The organism is Clostridium sp. OS1-26 (assembly GCF_030915445.1).
Taxonomy (GTDB): domain Bacteria; phylum Bacillota; class Clostridia; order Clostridiales; family Clostridiaceae; genus Clostridium_AM.
The window spans coordinates 1,773,378-1,793,699 of the sequence record NZ_CP133264.1; the positions used below are offsets into that span (position 1 = coordinate 1,773,378).

General features: G+C 33.1%; 19 protein-coding genes and 1 pseudogene. 16 read left to right on the forward strand and 4 right to left on the reverse strand.

All coding sequences use genetic code 11. The features are described from left to right. The first annotated feature begins 352 nt into the window (after positions 1-352). The 12 genes and pseudogenes from lpdA to RCG18_RS08895 all read left to right on the forward strand — a co-directional run bounded on the left by lpdA (position 353) and on the right by RCG18_RS08895 (position 13,346). Positions 353-2,092, forward strand: a complete 1,740-nt coding sequence (gene lpdA, locus RCG18_RS08840; RefSeq protein WP_308040939.1) for a dihydrolipoyl dehydrogenase — start codon at positions 353-355, stop codon at positions 2,090-2,092. After that, a complete protein-coding gene (locus tag RCG18_RS08845; protein ID WP_308040940.1) occupies positions 2,082-3,089 on the forward strand; it encodes a lipoate--protein ligase in 1,008 nt (335 codons plus the stop codon). Before lpdA ends, RCG18_RS08845 begins: the two co-directional genes overlap by 11 nt. Before the next feature lie 260 nt (positions 3,090-3,349). Next, positions 3,350-4,183, forward strand: a complete 834-nt coding sequence (locus RCG18_RS08850; RefSeq protein ID WP_308040941.1) for an ABC transporter substrate-binding protein — start codon at positions 3,350-3,352, stop codon at positions 4,181-4,183. A gap of 150 nt (positions 4,184-4,333) precedes the next feature. Beyond that, positions 4,334-4,984, forward strand: coding sequence for an amino acid ABC transporter permease (locus RCG18_RS08855; RefSeq protein WP_308040942.1), 651 nt, complete (start codon positions 4,334-4,336; stop codon positions 4,982-4,984). Then, positions 4,977-5,699 carry an amino acid ABC transporter ATP-binding protein gene (locus tag RCG18_RS08860; RefSeq protein WP_308040943.1) on the forward strand — a complete coding sequence of 241 codons (723 nt, stop codon included), beginning with the start codon at positions 4,977-4,979 and terminating at the stop codon, positions 5,697-5,699. Before RCG18_RS08855 ends, RCG18_RS08860 begins: the two co-directional genes overlap by 8 nt. A gap of 391 nt (positions 5,700-6,090) precedes the next feature. Next, positions 6,091-6,321 (forward strand): DUF3892 domain-containing protein, encoded by a 231-nt coding sequence (locus tag RCG18_RS08865; protein ID WP_308040944.1) that lies wholly within the window; start codon positions 6,091-6,093, stop codon positions 6,319-6,321. A 164-nt stretch (positions 6,322-6,485) separates the two neighbouring features. Further along, positions 6,486-7,247 (forward strand): IclR family transcriptional regulator, encoded by a 762-nt coding sequence (locus RCG18_RS08870; protein WP_308040945.1) that lies wholly within the window; start codon positions 6,486-6,488, stop codon positions 7,245-7,247. 260 nt (positions 7,248-7,507) lie between these two features. Beyond that, the gene (locus RCG18_RS08875) at positions 7,508-8,155 is read left to right on the forward strand and encodes a bifunctional 4-hydroxy-2-oxoglutarate aldolase/2-dehydro-3-deoxy-phosphogluconate aldolase (protein WP_308040946.1); all 648 of its coding nucleotides are present in this window, start codon (positions 7,508-7,510) and stop codon (positions 8,153-8,155) included. Positions 8,156-8,173: 18 nt separating this feature from the next. After that, positions 8,174-9,195, forward strand: a pseudogene (locus RCG18_RS08880) (PfkB family carbohydrate kinase). 142 nt (positions 9,196-9,337) lie between these two features. After that, positions 9,338-10,009: a FadR/GntR family transcriptional regulator gene (locus RCG18_RS08885; RefSeq protein WP_308040947.1), complete on the forward strand. Its 672-nt coding sequence runs from the start codon at positions 9,338-9,340 to the stop codon at positions 10,007-10,009. A 262-nt stretch (positions 10,010-10,271) separates the two neighbouring features. Further along, complete coding sequence (ilvD, locus tag RCG18_RS08890) at positions 10,272-11,990, forward strand: dihydroxy-acid dehydratase (protein ID WP_308040948.1); 1,719 nt, start codon at positions 10,272-10,274, stop codon at positions 11,988-11,990. A 39-nt stretch (positions 11,991-12,029) separates the two neighbouring features. After that, a complete protein-coding gene (locus tag RCG18_RS08895) occupies positions 12,030-13,346 on the forward strand; it encodes a gluconate:H+ symporter (protein ID WP_308040949.1) in 1,317 nt (438 codons plus the stop codon). Between the two features lie 102 nt (positions 13,347-13,448). Here RCG18_RS08895 and RCG18_RS08900 read toward each other — a convergent pair whose 3' ends face one another. From RCG18_RS08900 to RCG18_RS08915, 4 genes are all read right to left on the reverse strand, one after another. Then, the gene (locus tag RCG18_RS08900) at positions 13,449-13,982 is read right to left on the reverse strand and encodes a hypothetical protein (RefSeq protein WP_308040950.1); all 534 of its coding nucleotides are present in this window, start codon (positions 13,980-13,982) and stop codon (positions 13,449-13,451) included. Between the two features lie 31 nt (positions 13,983-14,013). After that, positions 14,014-14,448 (reverse strand): cell wall hydrolase, encoded by a 435-nt coding sequence (locus tag RCG18_RS08905; RefSeq protein ID WP_308040951.1) that lies wholly within the window; start codon positions 14,446-14,448, stop codon positions 14,014-14,016. Between the two features lie 392 nt (positions 14,449-14,840). Next, on the reverse strand, positions 14,841-15,101 hold the full coding sequence (locus tag RCG18_RS08910) for a spore coat protein (RefSeq protein ID WP_308040952.1): 261 nt from the start codon (positions 15,099-15,101) through the stop codon (positions 14,841-14,843). Positions 15,102-15,126: 25 nt separating this feature from the next. Continuing rightward, positions 15,127-15,333: a hypothetical protein gene (locus RCG18_RS08915; RefSeq protein WP_308040953.1), complete on the reverse strand. Its 207-nt coding sequence runs from the start codon at positions 15,331-15,333 to the stop codon at positions 15,127-15,129. Positions 15,334-15,942: 609 nt separating this feature from the next. Here RCG18_RS08915 and RCG18_RS08920 point away from each other — a divergent pair. From RCG18_RS08920 to RCG18_RS08935, 4 genes are all read left to right on the forward strand, one after another. Continuing rightward, complete coding sequence (locus tag RCG18_RS08920; RefSeq protein ID WP_308040954.1) at positions 15,943-17,352, forward strand: bifunctional diguanylate cyclase/phosphodiesterase; 1,410 nt, start codon at positions 15,943-15,945, stop codon at positions 17,350-17,352. A 165-nt stretch (positions 17,353-17,517) separates the two neighbouring features. Beyond that, positions 17,518-18,387 (forward strand): DegV family protein, encoded by an 870-nt coding sequence (locus tag RCG18_RS08925; protein WP_308040955.1) that lies wholly within the window; start codon positions 17,518-17,520, stop codon positions 18,385-18,387. Positions 18,388-18,818: 431 nt separating this feature from the next. Beyond that, the gene (locus RCG18_RS08930) at positions 18,819-19,871 is read left to right on the forward strand and encodes a cell wall-binding repeat-containing protein (protein WP_308040956.1); all 1,053 of its coding nucleotides are present in this window, start codon (positions 18,819-18,821) and stop codon (positions 19,869-19,871) included. 182 nt (positions 19,872-20,053) lie between these two features. Further along, the gene (locus RCG18_RS08935; RefSeq protein WP_308040957.1) at positions 20,054-20,191 is read left to right on the forward strand and encodes a hypothetical protein; all 138 of its coding nucleotides are present in this window, start codon (positions 20,054-20,056) and stop codon (positions 20,189-20,191) included. The last annotated feature ends 131 nt before the right edge of the window (positions 20,192-20,322 follow it).

Consider the following 20,322-nt stretch of genomic DNA (forward strand, 5'->3'; position numbering starts at 1 on the left):
TAAAAACTTTTAGTCAGTCTAAAGCTTGTGTTTTAGACGACCTAAGAACTTAGATAAACTCGCTTCGCTCAAACAGTATCTAAGTTCTAGGGTTGTCTTAAAACCCTTTACTAAGACTGACACAAAGTTTTTAAATCTACCTTCAGCTTTGGAAACATAGCTCTTCGCATAAGTTAACTTTCTAGTTTTTATCCCTATAGATATTTAACTCTGATGCATGACTAAGGCATTTATAGGGAAGTATCTGATAGTACAGAAGAGGTACCCTTATGAATACCGTTACTTGTTAAGCAGCCATGTTGAATATCTATAATAATTATTTCAAAATAATCCACATAACCGGAGGTGTATTATGTTAGATATAGTATTAGATAAGTTAAATGGACACGCTAAGGATGGTAAAGTATGTAGAATATATATAAGTGTTGGAGACACAGTTAACGCTGACGATAATATTTGCGATGTAGAAAGTAAAAAGGGAAGTTCAACTTTTAAATCTAACTTTTCAGGTGTTATAAAAAGCATAGAGATTTCAGAGGGAGACACCATAAGCTTAGGAGCTGTAATAGCTAAAATAGAAGGAGAAGCTGTTGGGGCTATAGAGGATAACAAAAAGATAGATAATGCCTCTAGTGCTAAAGGTGCCTCATCCTTTAATTATTTCGCTGGACTAATGAAGCCTAAAAAAGAAGAAATAAGCTGTGATATAGCTGTAGTTGGGGGAGGACCTGGTGGATATGTAGCTGCTATTGAAGGTGCTATGCTAGGTGCAAATGTAGTATTAATCGAAAAAGAAAATCTAGGTGGAACTTGTCTTAATCGTGGATGTATTCCGACTAAAACCTTAGTAAGGTCAGCACAGGTATATGACAGCTTATGCAGAGCAGATGAATTTGGACTAATAGCAGAAAATGTATCTGTAAATATGAAAAAGATAATTCAGCGTAAAAACAACATAGTGGAAGAATTAAGAAATGGAATTCAATTTATACTTGAAAAACGTAATGTAAGAATTATAAAAGGCGAGGGTAAACTAGTAAAAGAAGACAGCCTATTTGTAAAAGAAAATAACACAGAAATAACTATTAACGCTAAAAATATAATATTGGCAACAGGTTCAAAAGCTATTAAACTTCCAATACCAGGTGCAGACCTTGAAAACGTTATAACAAGTAATGAAGCTTTAGATTTAGATAAGCTTCCTAAAAAATTAATAATAATAGGCGGCGGTATAATAGGTATGGAATTTGCCTTCATGTACTCCAAGCTAGGTGTAGATGTATATGTGGTAGAATACTTTGATTCAATACTTGCAACCTTAGATAAAGATATATGTGATGAAATGACTGCAATAGCAAAGGATAACAATATAAAACTATATACTGGTTGTAAGGTTGAGGAAATATTAGAAGGAGAAGACAAACAATCAATAGTAACCTTCACAAAAGATGATATTAAAAAATATCTATCAGCAGATAAAGTTTTAATGGCAGTAGGTAGAGCTCCTTCAATAGATGTTGAAGAATTAGAAAAGTTTAATATTGAGTTAACTGCTAACAAAAGAGCCATATTAGTAAATGATAAAATGCAAACTAGTTTAAATAATATATATGCTATAGGTGATTCAACTAATATAATTCAATTAGCCCATGTGGCATCCCATCAAGGAGTAGTAGCAGCAAGAAATATAATGGGAAAAGAATGCAGCATGAATTATGATGTAGTTCCAAGTGCTATATTCACTCATCCTGAAATTGCTGTTGTAGGAGTATCAGAAAAAGATGCAGAGAAAAAAGGACTTGAAATAGAGATAGGTAAATTCCCTTTTGCAGCTAATGGAAAAGCAATGACTTATGGAGAAAAGGAAGGATTTGTAAAAATCATAAAGAACAAGGCTACTGGAGTTGTTATAGGTGGTGCTGTAGTAGGACCTCATGCAACAGATTTAATAGCTGAATTAGCTCTAGCTGTAAAAAATAAGCTAACAGCGGAACAAATTACAGAAACTATACATGCACATCCTACTACAGCAGAAGCTATACACGAAGGAGCTCTTGCCTTAGAAGGAGGATCTCTACATTTTGTCAACTAAAGATATAAAAACAAAAATTGTTGTATCTACATCAGTTGATCCTTATTACAATTTATCCTTAGAAGAATACCTTTTAAACAATGTAGAAGAAGATGAGGTAATTCTTTATTTATGGCAAAATGCAAACACTGTAGTTATAGGTAGAAATCAAAATCCATGGAAAGAATGTAAATGTAAGGACCTAGAACTGAATGATGGGAAAATAGCTAGAAGACTTTCTGGCGGTGGCGCAGTGTACCATGACTTAGGAAACTTAAATTTTACATTTGTGGCTAGTGAAGCTTTGTATAATCTAGAAAAACAGTTGAAGGTTATATTAAAGGCAGCTCAAAAAGAAGGGATAAATGCAGAGTTTTCTGGAAGAAATGATATTGAGGTAAATGAGAAGAAGTTTTCTGGCAATGCTTTTTATTTTACGAAAACCTCAGCATATCATCATGGTGCTATACTTATTGATACCGATATAAGTAAATTAGGCAGCTATCTTCAGGTTTCAAAAGAGAAAATACAGTCTAAAGGTATAGATTCAGTGCAAGCTAGAGTTGTAAATTTAAGGAGCTTAAATAAAGATATAACTGTAGAGTCATTTAAAATGAGACTTAAAGAAAGTTTTAAAGATATATATGGAGAAAATTCTGAAGAATATATATTAAATGAAGAGATATTTAAACTACATGAACTATATAATAAATATTCTTCATGGGAATGGATTTATGGAGAATCACCCTCATTTGATATAAGCTTTAAAAATAGATTTACTTGGGGAGATATGGAAATTAGATTAACTTTAAAGAAGGCATATATACAAAAAGCAGTTATATATTCTGATGCCTTAAATAGCAGTCTTATTTTAAGACTAGGTGATGTACTGGAAGGAATAAATTTTAATATATCGACAATATGCGAAAAAATAAAATCCTTAAGTAATGAATTTGATGAAGATGAAATAATAAATGATATATATAATTGGATGGAAAGTAAAGTATTACAGTTTTAATAATTTGGATATTCATTGGATTTGAAGTACTAAATTTTTAATTTAATCTGGTATTTATATAAGTAGAATGTATATAAATATCCAAGTTGAGTTAAAATATAGTTAATAATTCTATGAATATCCAATTTTTTCATAGGTATAGTTATGGATTTTTATTAAAAAAATTCATAAAAAGTATTGTATAAACATGAAAGTGGATGTATAATAATACGAGAATTGATTTTGAATCATTAAGTCATAGAAATTTGGGGGGAATCAAAATGTTAAAAGGAAGTTTAAAGAAGATCATAGCAGTGTCTTTAGTCGTAGGTTCAATGTTTACTTTTGCTGCCTGTGGAAGCAATCAAAATACATCTAATAGTGGAACACAATCACAAACTATGGAAAGAATAAAGAAGAACGGAAAACTTGTTCTTGGTACAAGTGCGGACTATCCACCATATGAATTTCATAAAGCAGCAAATGGAAAAGATGAAATCGTAGGTTTTGACGTTGAGGTTGCAAAACAAATAGCAAAAGATATGGGAGTACAGCTTGAAATAAAAGACATGAAGTTTGATGGACTTCTTGCAGCTTTAGATCAAGGAAATGTTGACATTGTTGTTGCTGGAATGACTCCAACTGAAGAAAGAAAGAAAAATGTAGATTTTTCAAAAGTTTATTATACAGCAGTTCAAACTGTAATAGTAAAAGCTTCTGATAAAGATAAAATAAAATCAATAGATGATTTAAAAGGCAAAAAAGTAGGAGTTCAAAAAGGAGCAATACAAGAAGAAATAGCTAAGAAGCAAATGCCAAACTCTGAAGCTGTAGCTCTTGGAAAAATATCAGATTTAGTTTTAGCTCTTAAGAACAACAGAGTTGATGCAGTTATAGTAGAATTACCAGTTGCAACTTCAAATGTGAATGCTAATAAGGACCTAGTTATATCAAATATAAAGCTTCAAACTGAAGAATCAGGTTCTGCAGTTGCAATTAAAAAGGGAAGTGCAGATGTAGTTAGCGCTATAGATAAGACATTAGACAAACTAGTTCAAGACAAGAGTATTGACAAATACGTTACTGATGCAACTAACTCAGTAGAAGCAAAATAAAGTAAGACCTTTAAGTTCAGCAATAATTGTTAGGTAACTGCAGTTACCTAACAATTTATTTCTGTGTACGATATTTTTATCGCTTTAATTTGAGGCAGAAAAATATTTAGTTTAATATTTAATTTAATATAAGACGGGGAGGACGTAGTATTGGATTTCAGTTTTTTATCTAATTATTACATGTTTTTTATTAACGGAGCTAAGTTTACAATTTTCATAGCATTCTTTACAGTCCTAATTGGTGTAATGCTTGGAGTTATTTTAGCTCTTATGAAATTATCGAAGAAAAAGATTTTAAATTTAATAGCAACTGCTTATGTAGAATTTATAAGAGGAACCCCATTACTTGTACAGTTATATATTGTATTTTATGGTCTTCCGCATATAGGAATTAACTTACCAGAATTTGTTGCTGGTATTATAGCATTGTCAGTTAACAGCGCTGCTTATGTAGCAGAAATAATACGTGCAGGTATACAGGCCGTAGATAAAGGACAAATGGAAGCTGCAAGATCATTAGGTATGCCTCCAGGAATGGCTATGAGATATATAATAATACCTCAAGCTATTAAAAATATCTTACCTGCATTAGGCAATGAATTTATAGTCGTTATAAAAGAGTCTTCTATAGCATCTATAATAGGTATACATGAGCTAATGTATAACGCAGATACTGTAAGAGGCAATACATTCCAGCCTTTTGCCCCTTTAATTGTAGCGGCAATAATATACTTCTTAATGACATTTACACTTTCAAAAATTGTAGGTACCTTTGAGAGGAGAATGAAGACAAGTGATTAAAGTAAATGGTTTGCATAAAAAATTTGATAAATTACATGTTCTTAAAGGAATAAATATAGAAATAAATCAAGGTGAAGTTGTTGTTGTTATAGGCCCAAGTGGCTCTGGTAAAAGTACTTTTTTAAGATGTCTTAATTTACTAGAGGAGCCTACTGAAGGCGAAATCATTTTTGAAGGAATATCTATAACAGAAAAAGGTACAGATATAAATAAACTAAGACAAAAGATGGGAATGGTGTTTCAGCAATTCAACTTATTCCCGCATCTAACTGTTTTAGAAAACATAACTATATCACCTAAAAAGTTGAAGGGTATGTCAAATGAGGAAGCCAAGAAAATAGCCTTTGATTTGTTAAAGAGAATAGGTCTTGACGATAAAGCGAATAGCTATCCAGGACAGTTATCCGGTGGACAAAAGCAGAGAATAGCTATAGCAAGAGCACTCGCTATGTCACCAGATGTTATGTTATTTGATGAGCCAACTTCAGCTCTTGACCCAGAAATGGTAGGAGAAGTTTTAGATGTTATGAAAGAGCTTGCAGCAGAGGGTATGACAATGGTTGTTGTTACTCATGAAATGGGCTTTGCAAAAGAAGTTGGAGATAGAGTTATATTTATGGATCAAGGGAATATAATCGAAGAAAATGTACCAGAAGAATTATTTGGAAATCCACAGCATTCAAGAACTAAGGATTTCTTAGGAAAAGTACTATAGGGTTATAAGTCCGAAAGTTAACTTATACCCCGAGCTATGTTTCCAAGCTTCAGTCCGTTAAAAACTTTTAGTCAGTCTAAAGCTTGTGTTTTAGACGACCTAACCACCTTCGAGAAACTCGCTATGCTCAGACAACTCGAAGGTGCTAAGGTTGTCTTAAAACCCTTCACTAATACTGACACAAAGTTTTTAAATCTACCTTCAGCTTTGGAAACATATCCCTTTGTATAAGTTAACTTTCTGGCTAGTTTCCCTATGTAATAGTAAAAAGTAAAAATTTAATTTTATGGTTAGTTTTCCTGTATATAAAAAAGCACAGTTTTGTATGAAGCTGTGCTTTTTTTGTATATATTACAGATTTATTCAAATACTATTACTAGGAGGGATGATTATGGAAGAAAAATCAAAAGTAATAAAAGTTAGAAAAAATAATGACGGAGACATAACAGATGTGATGCTGGAAAACGGTAATGTATATTCTATAGATGAAGCGATAATGATGACAAAAGATAACTTGATTCAAGGAGTAAACGTTGGTACAGCTAGAAATGGAAGACATTATTTAAGAAGCAATCCTAATGATAAAGACAATGATAATTTAGACAATATGCCAAGCTTTTAGATTATAATACGAACACCTCCCTCTCTGATAATTTGACAAAACAAGTTATTTAGAATATAAATTAGGTATGATAAATCGCTAAAAAGCATTAGATGGACATATGTGGATATTTATAGACGTTAAAATCTAGATTTAACTTTAGGATAAAAAGAGAGGGAGTAAAAATGCAAGATGTAGTGCAATCAGTAGAAAGATCACTTTCTATATTAGAAGCCTTATCTGACTATGAAGATGGTCTTGGTATTACTGAAATTAGTGAAAAGGTAGGGCTACATAAAAGTACTGTACATAGATTATTATCAACACTAATACAAAAGGGTTATGTAGAGCAAAGTGAAGAGACTAATAAATATAAACTGACTTTAAAGTTATTTGAGCTTGGAAGCAAAAAGATAGGGAAAATAGATGTTGTTAACGTTGCAAAGCCTTATTTAAGAGACTTAATGAAAATGACTAATGAAGTGGTACATCTAGTAATAAGAGATGGAAACGAAATAGTTTATGTGGACAAGGTTGAATCAGAAAGTACTATAAGAATGTACTCAAGAATAGGTAAGAGAAGCCCAATATATTGCACAGCTGTAGGAAAAGCAATGCTTTCTTATATGACAGATGAGCAAGTAGAACAAATATGGAATCAAAGTGATATTAAAAAATTTACGGAAAAGACTATTACAAATTTAGAAGAATTCAAAGAGCACTTAAAGATAGTAAGGGAAAAGGGATACGCTATAGATGAACAAGAAAATGAAATAGGAATAAGATGTGTAGGTGCTGCTATATTAAATTATAAAGGTGAAGTATGCGGCGCCATAAGTATATCTGGTTCTACTATTAGCTTCACAGAAGATAAAATAGATAATTTTGCAAAGGTACTAATTGAATATGTAAGTAAAATTTCTAAAGAACTTGGTTACAGAGCGTAATCAGGTTTTTTTTATTCAACTCGAATATAGAGATCAAAGATCGACAGTTAACTTATACCCCGGGATATGTTTCCAAGCTTTAGATAGAGTAATATAATGAGAAACTTGGAGGATGGGCTAATTAATCGAGGCTAGTTTATGCTGAATATAAAATATAATAAATATTTGTTTTGTAATACGAAACTTAATTTTGTATAATGAAATATAATGAGATTAAAACTAATTGAGCTATAAATAGATAATCATAGGAGGATGTAGTTATGATTGGAAAGATAGAAACTCTAAGAAGAATTTCTGAGGTTGGAGTAGTTGCTGTAGTAAGGGCCGAAAATGCTGATACAGCAGAAAAAATATCAAAAGCCTGTATAGAAGGTGGAATACCAGCTATTGAAGTTACTTTCACAGTACCGGGAGCTGATAAGGTAATTAGTGCATTAAAGGAAAAATTCTCAAAAGATGAGCTTATAGTAGGGGCAGGAACAGTACTTGATAGTGAAACTGCTAGAATAGCTATACTTGCTGGTGCTCAGTATATTGTAAGCCCAGGATTTGACCTAGAAACTGCAAAGCTTTGTAATAGATATCAAATTCCATATATGGCAGGTTGTATGACTGTTACAGAAATGATAAGAGCATTAGAAGCTGGCACAGATGTTATAAAGTTATTCCCAGGAAGTGCATATGGTCCTGGAATAGTAAAAGATATAAAAGCGCCATTACCTCAAATGCCTATTATGCCAACTGGTGGAGTAAGTTTAGATAACGTTCATGAATGGATAAAAAATGGATGTATTGCAGTAGGAGTAGGCGGCAAGTTAACTGAAGGAGCAAAAACTGGAGACTATCAGTCAATAACAAATACAGCTAGAGCTTTTGTAGAGAAAGTAAGAGAAGCTAGAAGCAATTAGAATAGGAAGGATATTATTATGAGAAAAAAAGTAGTAACTATGGGAGAACTATTAATGAGGCTATCCACACCAGGATATCAAAGATTTACACAAGCTCAGTCTTTTGATATAGTATACGGTGGCGCAGAGGCGAATGTGGCAGTATCTTTAGCAAACTATGGATTAGATTCTCATTTCGTTACTCAATTGCCGGACAATCCTATAGGACAAAGTGCAGAAAACCATTTGAAAAAATATGGAGTGAATACAGACTATATTGTTAAAGGCGGAGACAGAGTAGGAATAGATTTTTTGAAAAAGGAACTTCTGTTAGACCTTCTAAAGTAGTATATGATAGAGCTAATTCTTCAATTACAAAAGCGGATATAGAAAAGTTTGATTTCGATGAGATATTCAAAGATGCTGATTGGTTTCATTTTTCAGGAATCACTCCAGCTCTAGGAGAAAACTGTATAAGATTAGTGGAAAAAGCTGTAGAATCTGCTAAAAAGCATTCTGTGCCTATTAGTGTAGATTTAAATTATAGAAAACAACTTTGGAGCATAGAGCAGTTTGAAACTGTAATGTCTAAGTTAATTGAGAATGCAGATGTATGTATAGGTTGGTTAAGCAGCGTAGAAGAAAAACAACATGAATACAAACTAGCAGACTTTGCAAAGGATAGTTTTGATGAGAATAGATTTAAAGAAATCTTTAGAAGGATGAAAGAAAAGTTTAATTTAAAATATGTTGTAACTACATTAAGGGAAAATTACTCTGCTTCACATAATGGTCTATCAGCTATTATATATGATGGACAAGAACTTTATAAATCAGAGAAGTATGATTTTAATATACAAGACAGGGTAGGAGCAGGAGATGCTTTTGCTGCGAGCTTAATATATCAACTGGTTTCAGAAAAAAGCCATAGAGAGGCTTTAGAATTTGCTGTTGCAGCAGCGGTACTAAAACATACTATTGATGGAGATCTCAATATTGTTACAGAAGATGAAGTAATGCAGTTAGTGGATGGGAATACTTCGGGAAGTGTACAAAGATAAATCGATAGCTATAAAGAAATATATAAAAATAGAGCAAGGATCAAAGCCTTGCTCTGTTTTTATGTAAGCAATATATTTTTTTTATTAATAGTGTTAATATATAAGATAAATGTTTGCTATATATCAAAACGGAGGATAAAAGATGTCAAATATAAGAACAAGTGATAAGGTTTTTAAAATAATTGAAGAAAAGATTTTTAGTGGCGAGTGGAAACCTGGTACAAAGATAATGTCTGAGCCTCAACTGGCTAAAGAATTAAATGTAAGCAGAGTATCAGTAAGAGAAGCTATAGAGAAAATGTCGGCCTTAAATCTTATCATTAAAAGGCAGGGAGAGGGAACTTTTGTAAATGACTTAACTCCATCAGTTTATTTGAATAGCCTAATACCTATGATTACTTTAGATAAAGATAACTATATAGATATTCTGGAATTTAGATTAATCACTGAAGTAGAAACTGCAAAGCTTTGCGCACAGAAGTGTACACCAGAATTAATAGAGGAACTAGAGCAGTGTTATGAAAGAATGGTTGAGCATCAAAAGGATATGAATAAATTTACTGAAGAAGATTTGAATTTTCATATGAGCATTGCTAAGGGGAGTAATAACCCTCTTATTATAAAGATAAATGAAATACTGAGAAACCTTATGGAGTACCACCAGGTGTCGTTGTATAAAACACTTGGACCCTCTGGAGGAATAAAGGAGCATAGGCTAATACTAGATGCAATAAAAAATAGAGATTCAGAGCTGGTAGCTATATTTATTAGAAGACATATACAAAGAACCATAAATGATTTGAAAAATAAATAGATGTAATACAACCTCCTATAAAATGACCTAACATCCTTTGATGTAAGTTTTTTATAGGAGGTTGTTTCGTTTTGTGAAACTAATTTTTATATTGTGAAAAAACTATTGACTTAGTAACGTTTACAAGGTAGTATATAAATATAGTTGTCCTACAAGTAAAAAGGTTAAATATATATAAATTGCTATTTTACGCATTCGAATAGACATAAAGCAATGAAAAGATAAAAATGTGTCATACAAGTATAAAATGAGGTGAATTAAAATGTTAAAAAGCCAAGAGATTAGATCAAAAGCGCCAGAACTTGATTCTTTAAGATTAGGTTCCGGTTGGAAGGTAGAGGACCTATCAAAACCTCAAATTATAATAGAAAGTAGTTTTGGACACAGTCATCCAGGAAGCGCCCATTTAGATACTTTAGTAGAAGAAGCCTATAAAGGTGTATTTGAAAAGGGTGGAAGACCTGCTAAGTTTTTTGTAACGGATATCTGTGATGGAGAAGCACAAGGTCATGATGGAATGAACTATTCACTTCCTTCAAGAGAAATGATGGCTAACATGATTGAAATACATGTACAAGCTACTCCTTATGATGCAGGGGTTTTCATTACAAGTTGCGATAAATCAGTGCCAGCACATCTTATGGCTATAGCAAGACTAGACATGCCAGCAGTACTTGTACCTGGAGGAATTATGAATGCTGGGCCAGATATGCTTACGCTAGAGCAAATAGGAAAATATAATGCACAGTTTGAAAGAGGAGAAATAACAGAAGAACAATATACCTACTATAAACACAATGCATGTCCAAGCTGTGGAGCATGTTCGTTTATGGGGACAGCCTCAACAATGCAGGTAATGGCAGAAGCTTTAGGATTAGCATTACCAGGGACTGCGTTAATTCCTGCAACCTTAGAAGAACTAAGAGCTACAGCAAAGCGTGCAGGAGAGCATGCCTTAAAGCTTGTAGAAATGAACATAAAACCATCTGATATTATGACAAAAAAAGCCTTTGAAAATGCTATTATGGTACATGCAGCTATAGCAGGTTCAAGTAACACATTACTCCATATTCCGGCTATTGCTCATGAATTAGAGATGGAAATAGAACCAGAATTATTTGATATTATACACAGGAAAATTCCGTATATCTTAAATATTAGACCAAGCGGATTCTACCCTGGTTCATATTTTTGGTATGCTGGAGGCGTTCCGGCAATAATGGAGGAAATTAAAGAATACTTACATTTAGATGTACTTACTGTTACAGGTAAGACATTGGGTGAAAACTTAGAAGAATTAAAAAGCACTGGATATTATGAAAGATGCAATAAAAATCTTCAGATGTTAGGTGTAAATAAAGAGGACATAATAAGGCCGAAGAGTAATCCAATTCAAGAGCAAGGTGCTATAGCAATACTTAAAGGAAATCTAGCGCCAGAAGGAGCAGTTGTAAAACACTCAGCAGTATCTAAAAAGCTAATGCAGGTAGTTCTAAAAGCTAGAGTTTTCAACTGTGAAGAAGATGCTCTTAAAGCAGTGCTTACAAAAGAAGTTAAGCCAGGAGATGCGGTGTTTATAAGATATGAAGGTCCTAAGGGCTCAGGTATGCCAGAAATGTTCTATACTACAGAGGCAATAGCATCTGATGCAGAACTGGTTGAATCTATAGCATTAATAACTGATGGAAGATTCTCTGGTGCAACTAGAGGACCAGCTATCGGACACGTTTCACCAGAAGCAAGCGAGGGAGGACCTATAGCTCTAGTTGAAGAGGGAGACCTTATAAAAGTAGATATACCAGCAAGAAGGCTTGATATCATAGGAATCAATAGTGAAGAAAAGTCGGAAAAAGAAATAGAAGAAATTCTAAAATCAAGAAAAGAAAAGTGGGTAAAACCAGCTCCAAGATATACAAAAGGTGTATTAGGAGTTTATACAAGACTTGCAGCATCGCCAATGAAGGGCGGATATATTAAATAAAATACTAAGAAATTTAGAAGAGTTATTGGAGGGGAAAATATGCCTTTATTAATTGTAGCTATTGGAGTTATATTACTTCTAGGACTTATGATAGGACTAAAAGTAAATGGTTTTATATCACTAATTCTTGTTTCACTTGTTGTAGGTATAGCAGAAGGTATGCCAGCTATAAAGGTAGTAAAATCCATTCAAAATGGAGTTGGAGGTACACTTGGTTATCTAGCATTAGTACTTGGCTTTGGAGCGATGCTTGGAAAACTTATTGCAGACACAGGAGCTGCTCAAAGAATTGCAACCACACTAATTAACAAGTTTGGAAAGAAGAGAATTCAATGGGCAGTTGTAATTACAGGGTTTGTCGTGGGGATTGCAATGTTCTATGAAGTTGGATTTGTTCTATTGATTCCTCTAGTATTCACAATATCAGCATCTGCTGAATTGCCACTCTTATATATAGGGGTACCTATGGCAGCGGCATTATCTGTTACCCACGGATTTTTGCCACCACATCCAGGCCCAACGGCAATAGCAGTAGTATATGGCGCAAACATAAGTATGACTTTAATTTACGGAATCATCATAGCAATACCTACAGTAATTGTAGCAGGACCGGTTTTGTCAAAGTTTTTAAAAAGATTTGAAAAAGAACCACCAAAGGGATTATTCAACCCTAAAATATTTACTGAAGAAGAGATGCCAAGCTTCGGAATAAGTGTTTTCACTGCAGTTGTGCCCGTTATATTAATGGCCCTTGCAGCTATTGCAGAAATGACCTTTCCAAAGACATCATCACTTAGACAACTACTTGAATTTGTTGGAGATCCTGTTATGGCAATGCTTATATCTGTTATAATTGCAGTTTATACATTAGGAATAAGCAAAGGACAAAAAATGCAGGATGTTATGAAGATATTAGCTGAATCAATAAGTGGAATTGCCATGATTCTTTTAATCATCGGTGGTGGTGGAGCATTAAAGCAGGTGCTTATTGACAGCGGAGTAGGCAAGTATATATCAACTATAATGTCAGGAACCCATATTTCACCCTTAGTTTTAGCATGGCTTATAGCAGCAATATTAAGACTATCATTAGGTTCAGCAACGGTTGCAGCTATGACGACATCCGGAATTATACTTCCTCTTATAGCTTCAACTCATGTGAATCCAGCATTAATGGTACTTGCAACAGGAGCAGGAAGTCTTATATTCTCACATGTAAATGATCCAGGATTCTGGATATTCAAAGAGTACTTCAATTTAAGTATTGGAGAGACTTTATGTTCATGGTCAGTTTTAGAAACCATAATTTCAGTTATGGGCTTAATAGGGGTATTGGTATTAAATGCAATTGTGTAGAAAGGTCAGCCTTGAAGGCTGGCCTTTAAATCATTAAAATAGACAAAGTAAGATTAGCAAAAGCTAACCTTACTTTATATTATTAATCTGATAAGCATATTTTTAAGCTGTCCCTGGGGTTGTAACAGGAGCTGATGGGAATATATCTACAAATTTAATAGAATATATGTCTCCCAGTACATTAGTGCCAGTATCAGGTTCTTTTATAATTACATAGCTTATACCTACATCTTGTAAAATTCCCACACGGTCTTGTAATGTATTTGTTCCAAGCAAGAAGGTTATTCTTACCCTTTTACCTATCTGAGTTCTTAAGTAACCTTGAGTATAGTTAGTGTCTAATACCACAGGTGCACCGGGTGCTGTTACAAAAGGAGAAGATGGAGTTGTTACTCCTACAGACCCAGGTCCAGCTATTCCTGTAGGTGCATTACCAGGTGTGCCTCCTGGTGTAGGTGCACCAGCACTAGTGTTCCCAGGAATTACTTTCACACCCTCCATATCATGATCTTGCATAGTACCTCCAAAGCTAGTATCTTCTGGACTCATTCCGCCTGGGAACATAGATGGACTAGGCATTGGCGGCATGGTTCTATATCCTGAGTTCATGTGATTTAAGTAACAGTTTGGAAACATAAGTATACCTCCAAAAAATATTTATGAATTATTAGGTTTCAAAATAAAGTGCCGTAGGATTATAGAAGCAGTGCTTTACTACTGCTACCTGGAAACTGCCACTACCATTATATGGGAAGGTATAAGGACATGGTCCGAAAGGGTTAAAGTACCATAACGAAGCACCAACAGTAAATAGCTTGTGGCCAGAAAGGGCCCAATCAGCTATATCATAATGTATCTGCTCTGGTGGGTTAGCCCAAATAGTTTGAGGATTAGCTACGCCTCCAAGCACTGGGCGAACACAGTCAAACTGTCCTTCTTGATAGATTATCTTTCTTAAGTCACCTTGGCCTATCCTTTGATATTCACCAGATGAGACATTTACTCTATTCATAACAACAGTGGCAACTGCTTTCATGCCGTTATCGCCTTCACCACCAGCCTCACACTTGATAATTCTAGCCAGAAGTTCTCTGTCATCCATATAATTCACCTCAATAATTAGTTACAATATTATTTTATTTATTAAAAGTATAAAAGGTTCTAGTTATTTAAGCTTTTGTATTAAAAATAAATCTTTTTAACAGAGTACATAATAGCCTTCAATGGACACCTAAATGGTATAATAACCATATTCGTCACCTGCTAAAGTAACAGTACTTTATCCTTAAGATTAATCCATCCCATTAACTATAATATGATAGATATATATATAAGGTTACACATTAATTCTATGTTTTGTAGGATTATATCCAGGAAATTTTACCTTCAAAAAAATTCTACATTATATAGTATTCAACTATTATAAAATCGTTACAAAAAAATAAGCTTTTGCATACAAAAATATAAATATGCAAAAGCTCTGTTCTTAAATATTTATTTTAATTCATTCATCATCTGAGCTGCTTGATTTTTTAACAGCATAACTTCATTATCTTGAGCGTCCTTAGTTGTATACCATCCCTTTTGTTTCATAGCATCAAATACCTTAAATTGAACGTCTTGAACACCTTTAAAGTTGTTAACTAATACATTTCTAAGATTTTCGCAGGAAGTTTCAGTAATTCCTGTACTATAGGCTGATATAACTTGTTTTTCGCTAGCAAGTAAATCGTTCATTAATTCTTTTTCATTCATAATAAATACCTCCGTACATACTCAATTATTGATGAGAATCAAGATATGTTTTTAGTGAGTTAAAATTTTGCTTGTGAACCTGACTAGCCTGATTACATAAGTTTTTTAATTGAGTATCGCTGCACATAGACGAATACTCATTAAATTTCTTATTCATAAGTGATTCATAATTTAGTTGATCTTCGATTACCTTTAAATTATTAGCTTCTATTTGTTTGTTTTGAGCGGCCATAAAATGTAGCCTCCTTCTTTTTGAATTTGTTACAAGGTTATTATTCTCATTGAAACCCATAAATATTAGTTTGATTATTATATAGAGCTCAAAGGCCGAAAATTGACTTACACAAAGTTTTTAAATCTACCTTCAGCTTTGGAAACACACCCCTTTATGTAAGTCAATTTTCTAGTTTGAAGCTTTATATAGAGATAAAGATGCAAATTCCGTAACATACTTCAACATGTCCATATTTTTAGAATGCTAAGGTCGCAAATAAGATAGGCATACATATTATAAGGTGAAACTCCTTCTCCTATCGTCGAATGAGTAAGCGATCATATCAAAATCATAGATTTTGTATGCCTGCTTAAGTGAAACTTGGACCAAATGGGGGAAAGTCAATCTGATTCTTAGATGAGGAGATAAGGCACATAAAAATAAATAACAAACCAGTATGATAGTATATTTTGCATCATACTGCGTCAGCAGAACCCACCGATAGGGGGCACACTATCGGCGGAACCTACTTCCTTGTCTGACACAAAATATACTATAATCTTTGACTTGCTGTTTATTTTCATGTGCCTAAGCAGAAATTCTAATGAAAAGGTGGTTAGGGAAGAGATGACATTAATGATTTTGATTGCATTTACCATAATATTTATATGTATTTTAAGAAATAAAGTGCTTCTTCCAAGTATTCAGAAAAAGCAGATGGAAGGAAAATTTTATCAAATGGCTTATTATGATCAGCTTACAAATTTGCCTAACAGAGCACTATTTTTTAAAAGCATGGAAGAGTTCATAATAGATGCAAAGACTGCTGATTATATCATAGTCCTTCTATATCTAGATTTTGATAGGTTTAAACTCATAAATGATATAGTAGGTCATGATGCTGGAGATCAGTTTCTAAAAGAAATATCTGAAAAGATAAAATTAAGTTTTAATGAGGATACAATTATTGCAAGATTAGGTGGGGATGAGTTTGGAATAATTCTGACAGATGTAAAAGACGATAATGAGATAAAAGATAATTGTAGAAAGATATTAAAAATCATAAGCAGTAGATGGACATATGCCAATAATGTATTTAAAATCACCGCAAGTATAGGTATTGCTGCATATCCAAGAGATGGAAGAGATGCAGCTACACTACTAAAAAATGCTGATATTGCCATGTACCGAGCAAAGGAACTTGGACAAAACAGGTATGAATTTTATAGCCCTAATTTAAGTGAAAAGGCTCGTGAGCAAATATCTATGGAAAACCTATTGATGAAGGCAATAGATAATGATGAATTTATACTATACTATCAGCCTCAATTTAATATAATCACAAGGGAATGTACAGGTATAGAGGCTCTTATAAGGTGGAACAGTCCTCAGCGGGGAATGATACCGCCAGGAAAATTTATTCCTTTTGCAGAGCAGAATAGCTTAATTATGGAGATCGATAAATGGGTATTAAAAGCCGTATGTAAGCAGTGCAGAATATGGGAAGATTTAGATATAAGGCCTAAAAGAGTTGCTATAAATATATCTTCCAAGCAGTTTGAAAATACAAAATTTTTAAGTTTTGTAAAGAAAACATTAGAAGAAACAAAGGCAGATGCAAGCTGGTTAGAATTTGAAATTACCGAAGGATCAATTATGCAAAATCCAGATAAGACAATTGAAACTCTAACTAGACTTAGAGAGCTTGGAATAAGAATAGCACTAGATGACTTTGGAACAGGCTATTCTTCACTAGGGTATTTAAGTAAATTTCCAATCGATAAAATAAAAATAGACAAAACCTTTGTAAAGGACATTCCAGAAAACAAAGAAGACATTGCTATAGTAAAAACTATTATTGATCTGTGCAAAAATATAGGATCATTGGCTATGGCAGAAGGTGTAGAGAAAGAAGAACAGTTGAAAGTATTGAGTAACTATGGATGCGATGAAGTACAGGGATATTTGTTTGGCAGACCTGTGCCACTTGAAGAGATAGAAAAAATGCTTAAATATAGTTCAAAGGCCGAAAGTTAGCTTTCGGTCTTTAAACCCTGTAGAATTAGTTTTAAATAAAAATGGAAATGTGTGTAAAAGTATAATAAAATGTACATATGGACAAATATATATAATATGGATATAATGGTAACTCATATTAGAAGTTGTTTTACTAAAAGTAATTTTGCTGGGAGGGACTTAAAAATGGGTACAGTAATATTGATCGATTCCTGTAGTGATCTACCACTTAAATATATAGAGGAGAATAATATTCCTTACCTGCCATTTACTTATGAACTTAAAGGCGTTGAGCGTAGGGATGACTTTTGGAAAACTGCAAGTTATAAAGAATTTTATGATGCATTAAGAGCTGGAGAGATGTCTACTACATCACAAGTAAACTTTAAATTATATTATGATGCATTTAAAAAGTATGTGGAACAAGGAAAAACAGTGATATATATAGGGTTTTCTTCGGCATTAAGTGGCTCCACAAGCAGTGCTGAGTTAGCAAGAGAACAAATAATAGAAGAATATAAAAATGCTGATATAACAGTAATAGATAGCAAAAGTGCATCTTTAGGATTAGGACTTTTAGTGTATTATGCTTATGAGATGCTTAAAAAAGGAGCTTCAAAAGATGAAATTATAAATTGGATAGAGAAAAACAAGCTAAAGGTAAATCACTGGTTTACGCCGGAAGATTTAAATCATTTAAAAAGGGGAGGAAGAATATCTGGTACTGCAGCCATGGTTGGAACCTTACTTCATATAAAACCAATATTATTCGTAGATAACCAGGGAAGACTTATTCCTGTTGAAAAGGTAAAGGGGAGAAAGAAAGCCTTAAAGACTCTTGTAGAAAAACTAAGTAAGAAAATAGTTAATCCAGAAGAACAGGTAATAGCCATAAGCCACGGAGATTGTATTGAGGATGCTGAGTATGTAAGAGATTTAATTCTTGAAGAATATAAAGTTAAAGATGTAATTATAAATAACATTGGCCCTGTAATAGGCTCTCATACCGGAGCAGGCTTAGTTGCGCTATTTTTTATGGGAGACTGTAGAGAATAAAGTTTAGTTGAGAGCGAAGAAAGATTTTATAAATCTTCTCATTCTAGAAATAGAAAAAATAACTGAATAAAACTTAGTATAAAAAAATTTTTTAATTTTTGAAGCGAAAAAGAATGTTTAATCGTCTATATTTATGAAGACTTGAAAGTTAAATCTAGGACACCTAAACATGAATATGAAAAATATATTAATATTGGGGTTAATGACTTTTGTTTACACGATGGAACAATTTGCATTTTAAGGATGCATTATCATTATGAGTATATATAAACTTTTTTGTTAAAACTACGAAAAACTAAATAGAAGCATATAAATTTTGGACTAGTTTTATAGCAAAATGCCGATATATGGTGTATAATATGAAGAAAATACTACAAAGTGAAAAATTTTCTTTAAATTGTAAGTATATTTAAGAATGGGAGGTAAACTTAATGGTTAAAGGAAGAAGATTTTTAAGCACTATGCTTACAGCATTAGTTCTTTCTATATCATTATGCGCAGTGAATGTACAAGCTGCTACAGTTACAAGAACTGATGGGGGATCAGGTGGAAGAATAGGTACAGCAAATAAAGTTGCTACAGATTTATTTGGAAAAGCATCAAATGTAATATTAGTAAATGGATATGGGTATGCAGATGCTGTAAGTGCTACACCTCTTGCAAAACAACTTAATGCACCAATACTTTTAACAGCAGGTGGAAGTACTCTAGAGTCAGAAGTGGAATCTACAATTCAAAATCTTGGAGCATCAAAAGTTTACATAGTAGGGGGAACTGGTGTAGTATCTCCATCAATAGAAACTAAGCTAAAAGCAAGCTATCAAGTTGAGCGTATAGCTGGAATAACAGATACTTCAAGAATGGGAACAAATGCAGAAGTTGCTAAGAGAGTATTAAGTCTTAGCGGCAAAAAGGGTGCTGTACTAGTTAATGGACAAGATGGATATGCAGATGCATTATCTGTAGCATCAATTGCATCACAAAAAGGATATCCAGTATTATTTGGAACTTCAAAAGCAATAGCATCTGGAGTAAAAGATGTTGTAACTTCAAATGGTTTAAGTGTACTAGCTGTTGGAGGAGAAGGGGTTTTACCACAAGCAGTAGTAAGTTCTGTTGGTGGAACAAAAATAACTCAAAATACTCCCGATAGATTTGCTACAAATTTAGCTGTATTAGACTACTTTAAAGGTACTGACGGTTTAGATTTCAGCAATGTTTATGTAGCAGCAGGTGGTGCTACAAATGATCAGTTCGCTGATGCTCTTGTTGCTTCTGCAGCAGCAGCAAAAACAGGTTCACCACTTATACTAAGCGGAGTTGGAGCAAATGCAAGTCAAATAGCTTTAGCTCAACAGTATATTTTATCTAATGTAACAGATACTTCTAAAGTTGTAATAGTAGGTGGTACTGCATCTATTTCAGACAGTATTAAAGATAGCTTACAAACAGGAGATAGTCTTGAAGTTATATCTATAGAGTAGCTTGAAAATAAAAAATGCACAATAAAGTATTGGTAAGGATAGTATTATAATAAAAATTTCACTATCCTGCCGAATTTTTTTCCTTACAAGGAGGAAATTTTCAATTATGTGTAGAATATATTAGACAACAAAATTATACATAAGCAGACATTTGAATTTTGCTGCATCCTGGTAATAAGTAAATGGATATTGTGGTTAAAATTACTAGAGGCCAGGGTATAGAAAAACTAGAAATGATGTTGTATAATAGAACCATAGTAAAGATATCCTATAACATGAATAAATTAATAAATTGTGAATATAGTAGAAATGACATTTAAGTTATGATATAATTAAGAGTGAGTTTTGGAAATCTTATCTATGAAAGGTTTTTTTGATAAAAATTAAATAAATTTATACATAATTACTGGAATGTGTAATATAAATGTGTTATAATTAATCCTGTTTTAAA

What these genes read in the sequence shown, in the direction of transcription:
- lpdA (WP_308040939.1), top strand. Translation starts at nt 353, where the DNA reads ATGTTAGATATAGTATTAGATAAGTTAAATGGACACGCTAAGGATGGT.
- RCG18_RS08850 (WP_308040941.1), top strand. Translation starts at nt 3,350, where the DNA reads ATGTTAAAAGGAAGTTTAAAGAAGATCATAGCAGTGTCTTTAGTCGTA.
- RCG18_RS08865 (WP_308040944.1), top strand. Translation starts at nt 6,091, where the DNA reads ATGGAAGAAAAATCAAAAGTAATAAAAGTTAGAAAAAATAATGACGGA.
- RCG18_RS08870 (WP_308040945.1), top strand. Translation starts at nt 6,486, where the DNA reads ATGCAAGATGTAGTGCAATCAGTAGAAAGATCACTTTCTATATTAGAA.
- RCG18_RS08875 (WP_308040946.1), top strand. Translation starts at nt 7,508, where the DNA reads ATGATTGGAAAGATAGAAACTCTAAGAAGAATTTCTGAGGTTGGAGTA.
- RCG18_RS08885 (WP_308040947.1), top strand. Translation starts at nt 9,338, where the DNA reads ATGTCAAATATAAGAACAAGTGATAAGGTTTTTAAAATAATTGAAGAA.
- ilvD (WP_308040948.1), top strand. Translation starts at nt 10,272, where the DNA reads ATGTTAAAAAGCCAAGAGATTAGATCAAAAGCGCCAGAACTTGATTCT.
- RCG18_RS08895 (WP_308040949.1), top strand. Translation starts at nt 12,030, where the DNA reads ATGCCTTTATTAATTGTAGCTATTGGAGTTATATTACTTCTAGGACTT.
- RCG18_RS08900 (WP_308040950.1), bottom strand. Translation starts at nt 13,982, where the DNA reads ATGTTTCCAAACTGTTACTTAAATCACATGAACTCAGGATATAGAACC.
- RCG18_RS08905 (WP_308040951.1), bottom strand. Translation starts at nt 14,448, where the DNA reads ATGGATGACAGAGAACTTCTGGCTAGAATTATCAAGTGTGAGGCTGGT.
- RCG18_RS08910 (WP_308040952.1), bottom strand. Translation starts at nt 15,101, where the DNA reads ATGAATGAAAAAGAATTAATGAACGATTTACTTGCTAGCGAAAAACAA.
- RCG18_RS08915 (WP_308040953.1), bottom strand. Translation starts at nt 15,333, where the DNA reads ATGGCCGCTCAAAACAAACAAATAGAAGCTAATAATTTAAAGGTAATC.
- RCG18_RS08920 (WP_308040954.1), top strand. Translation starts at nt 15,943, where the DNA reads ATGACATTAATGATTTTGATTGCATTTACCATAATATTTATATGTATT.
- RCG18_RS08925 (WP_308040955.1), top strand. Translation starts at nt 17,518, where the DNA reads ATGGGTACAGTAATATTGATCGATTCCTGTAGTGATCTACCACTTAAA.
- RCG18_RS08930 (WP_308040956.1), top strand. Translation starts at nt 18,819, where the DNA reads ATGGTTAAAGGAAGAAGATTTTTAAGCACTATGCTTACAGCATTAGTT.
- RCG18_RS08935 (WP_308040957.1), top strand. Translation starts at nt 20,054, where the DNA reads ATGGATATTGTGGTTAAAATTACTAGAGGCCAGGGTATAGAAAAACTA.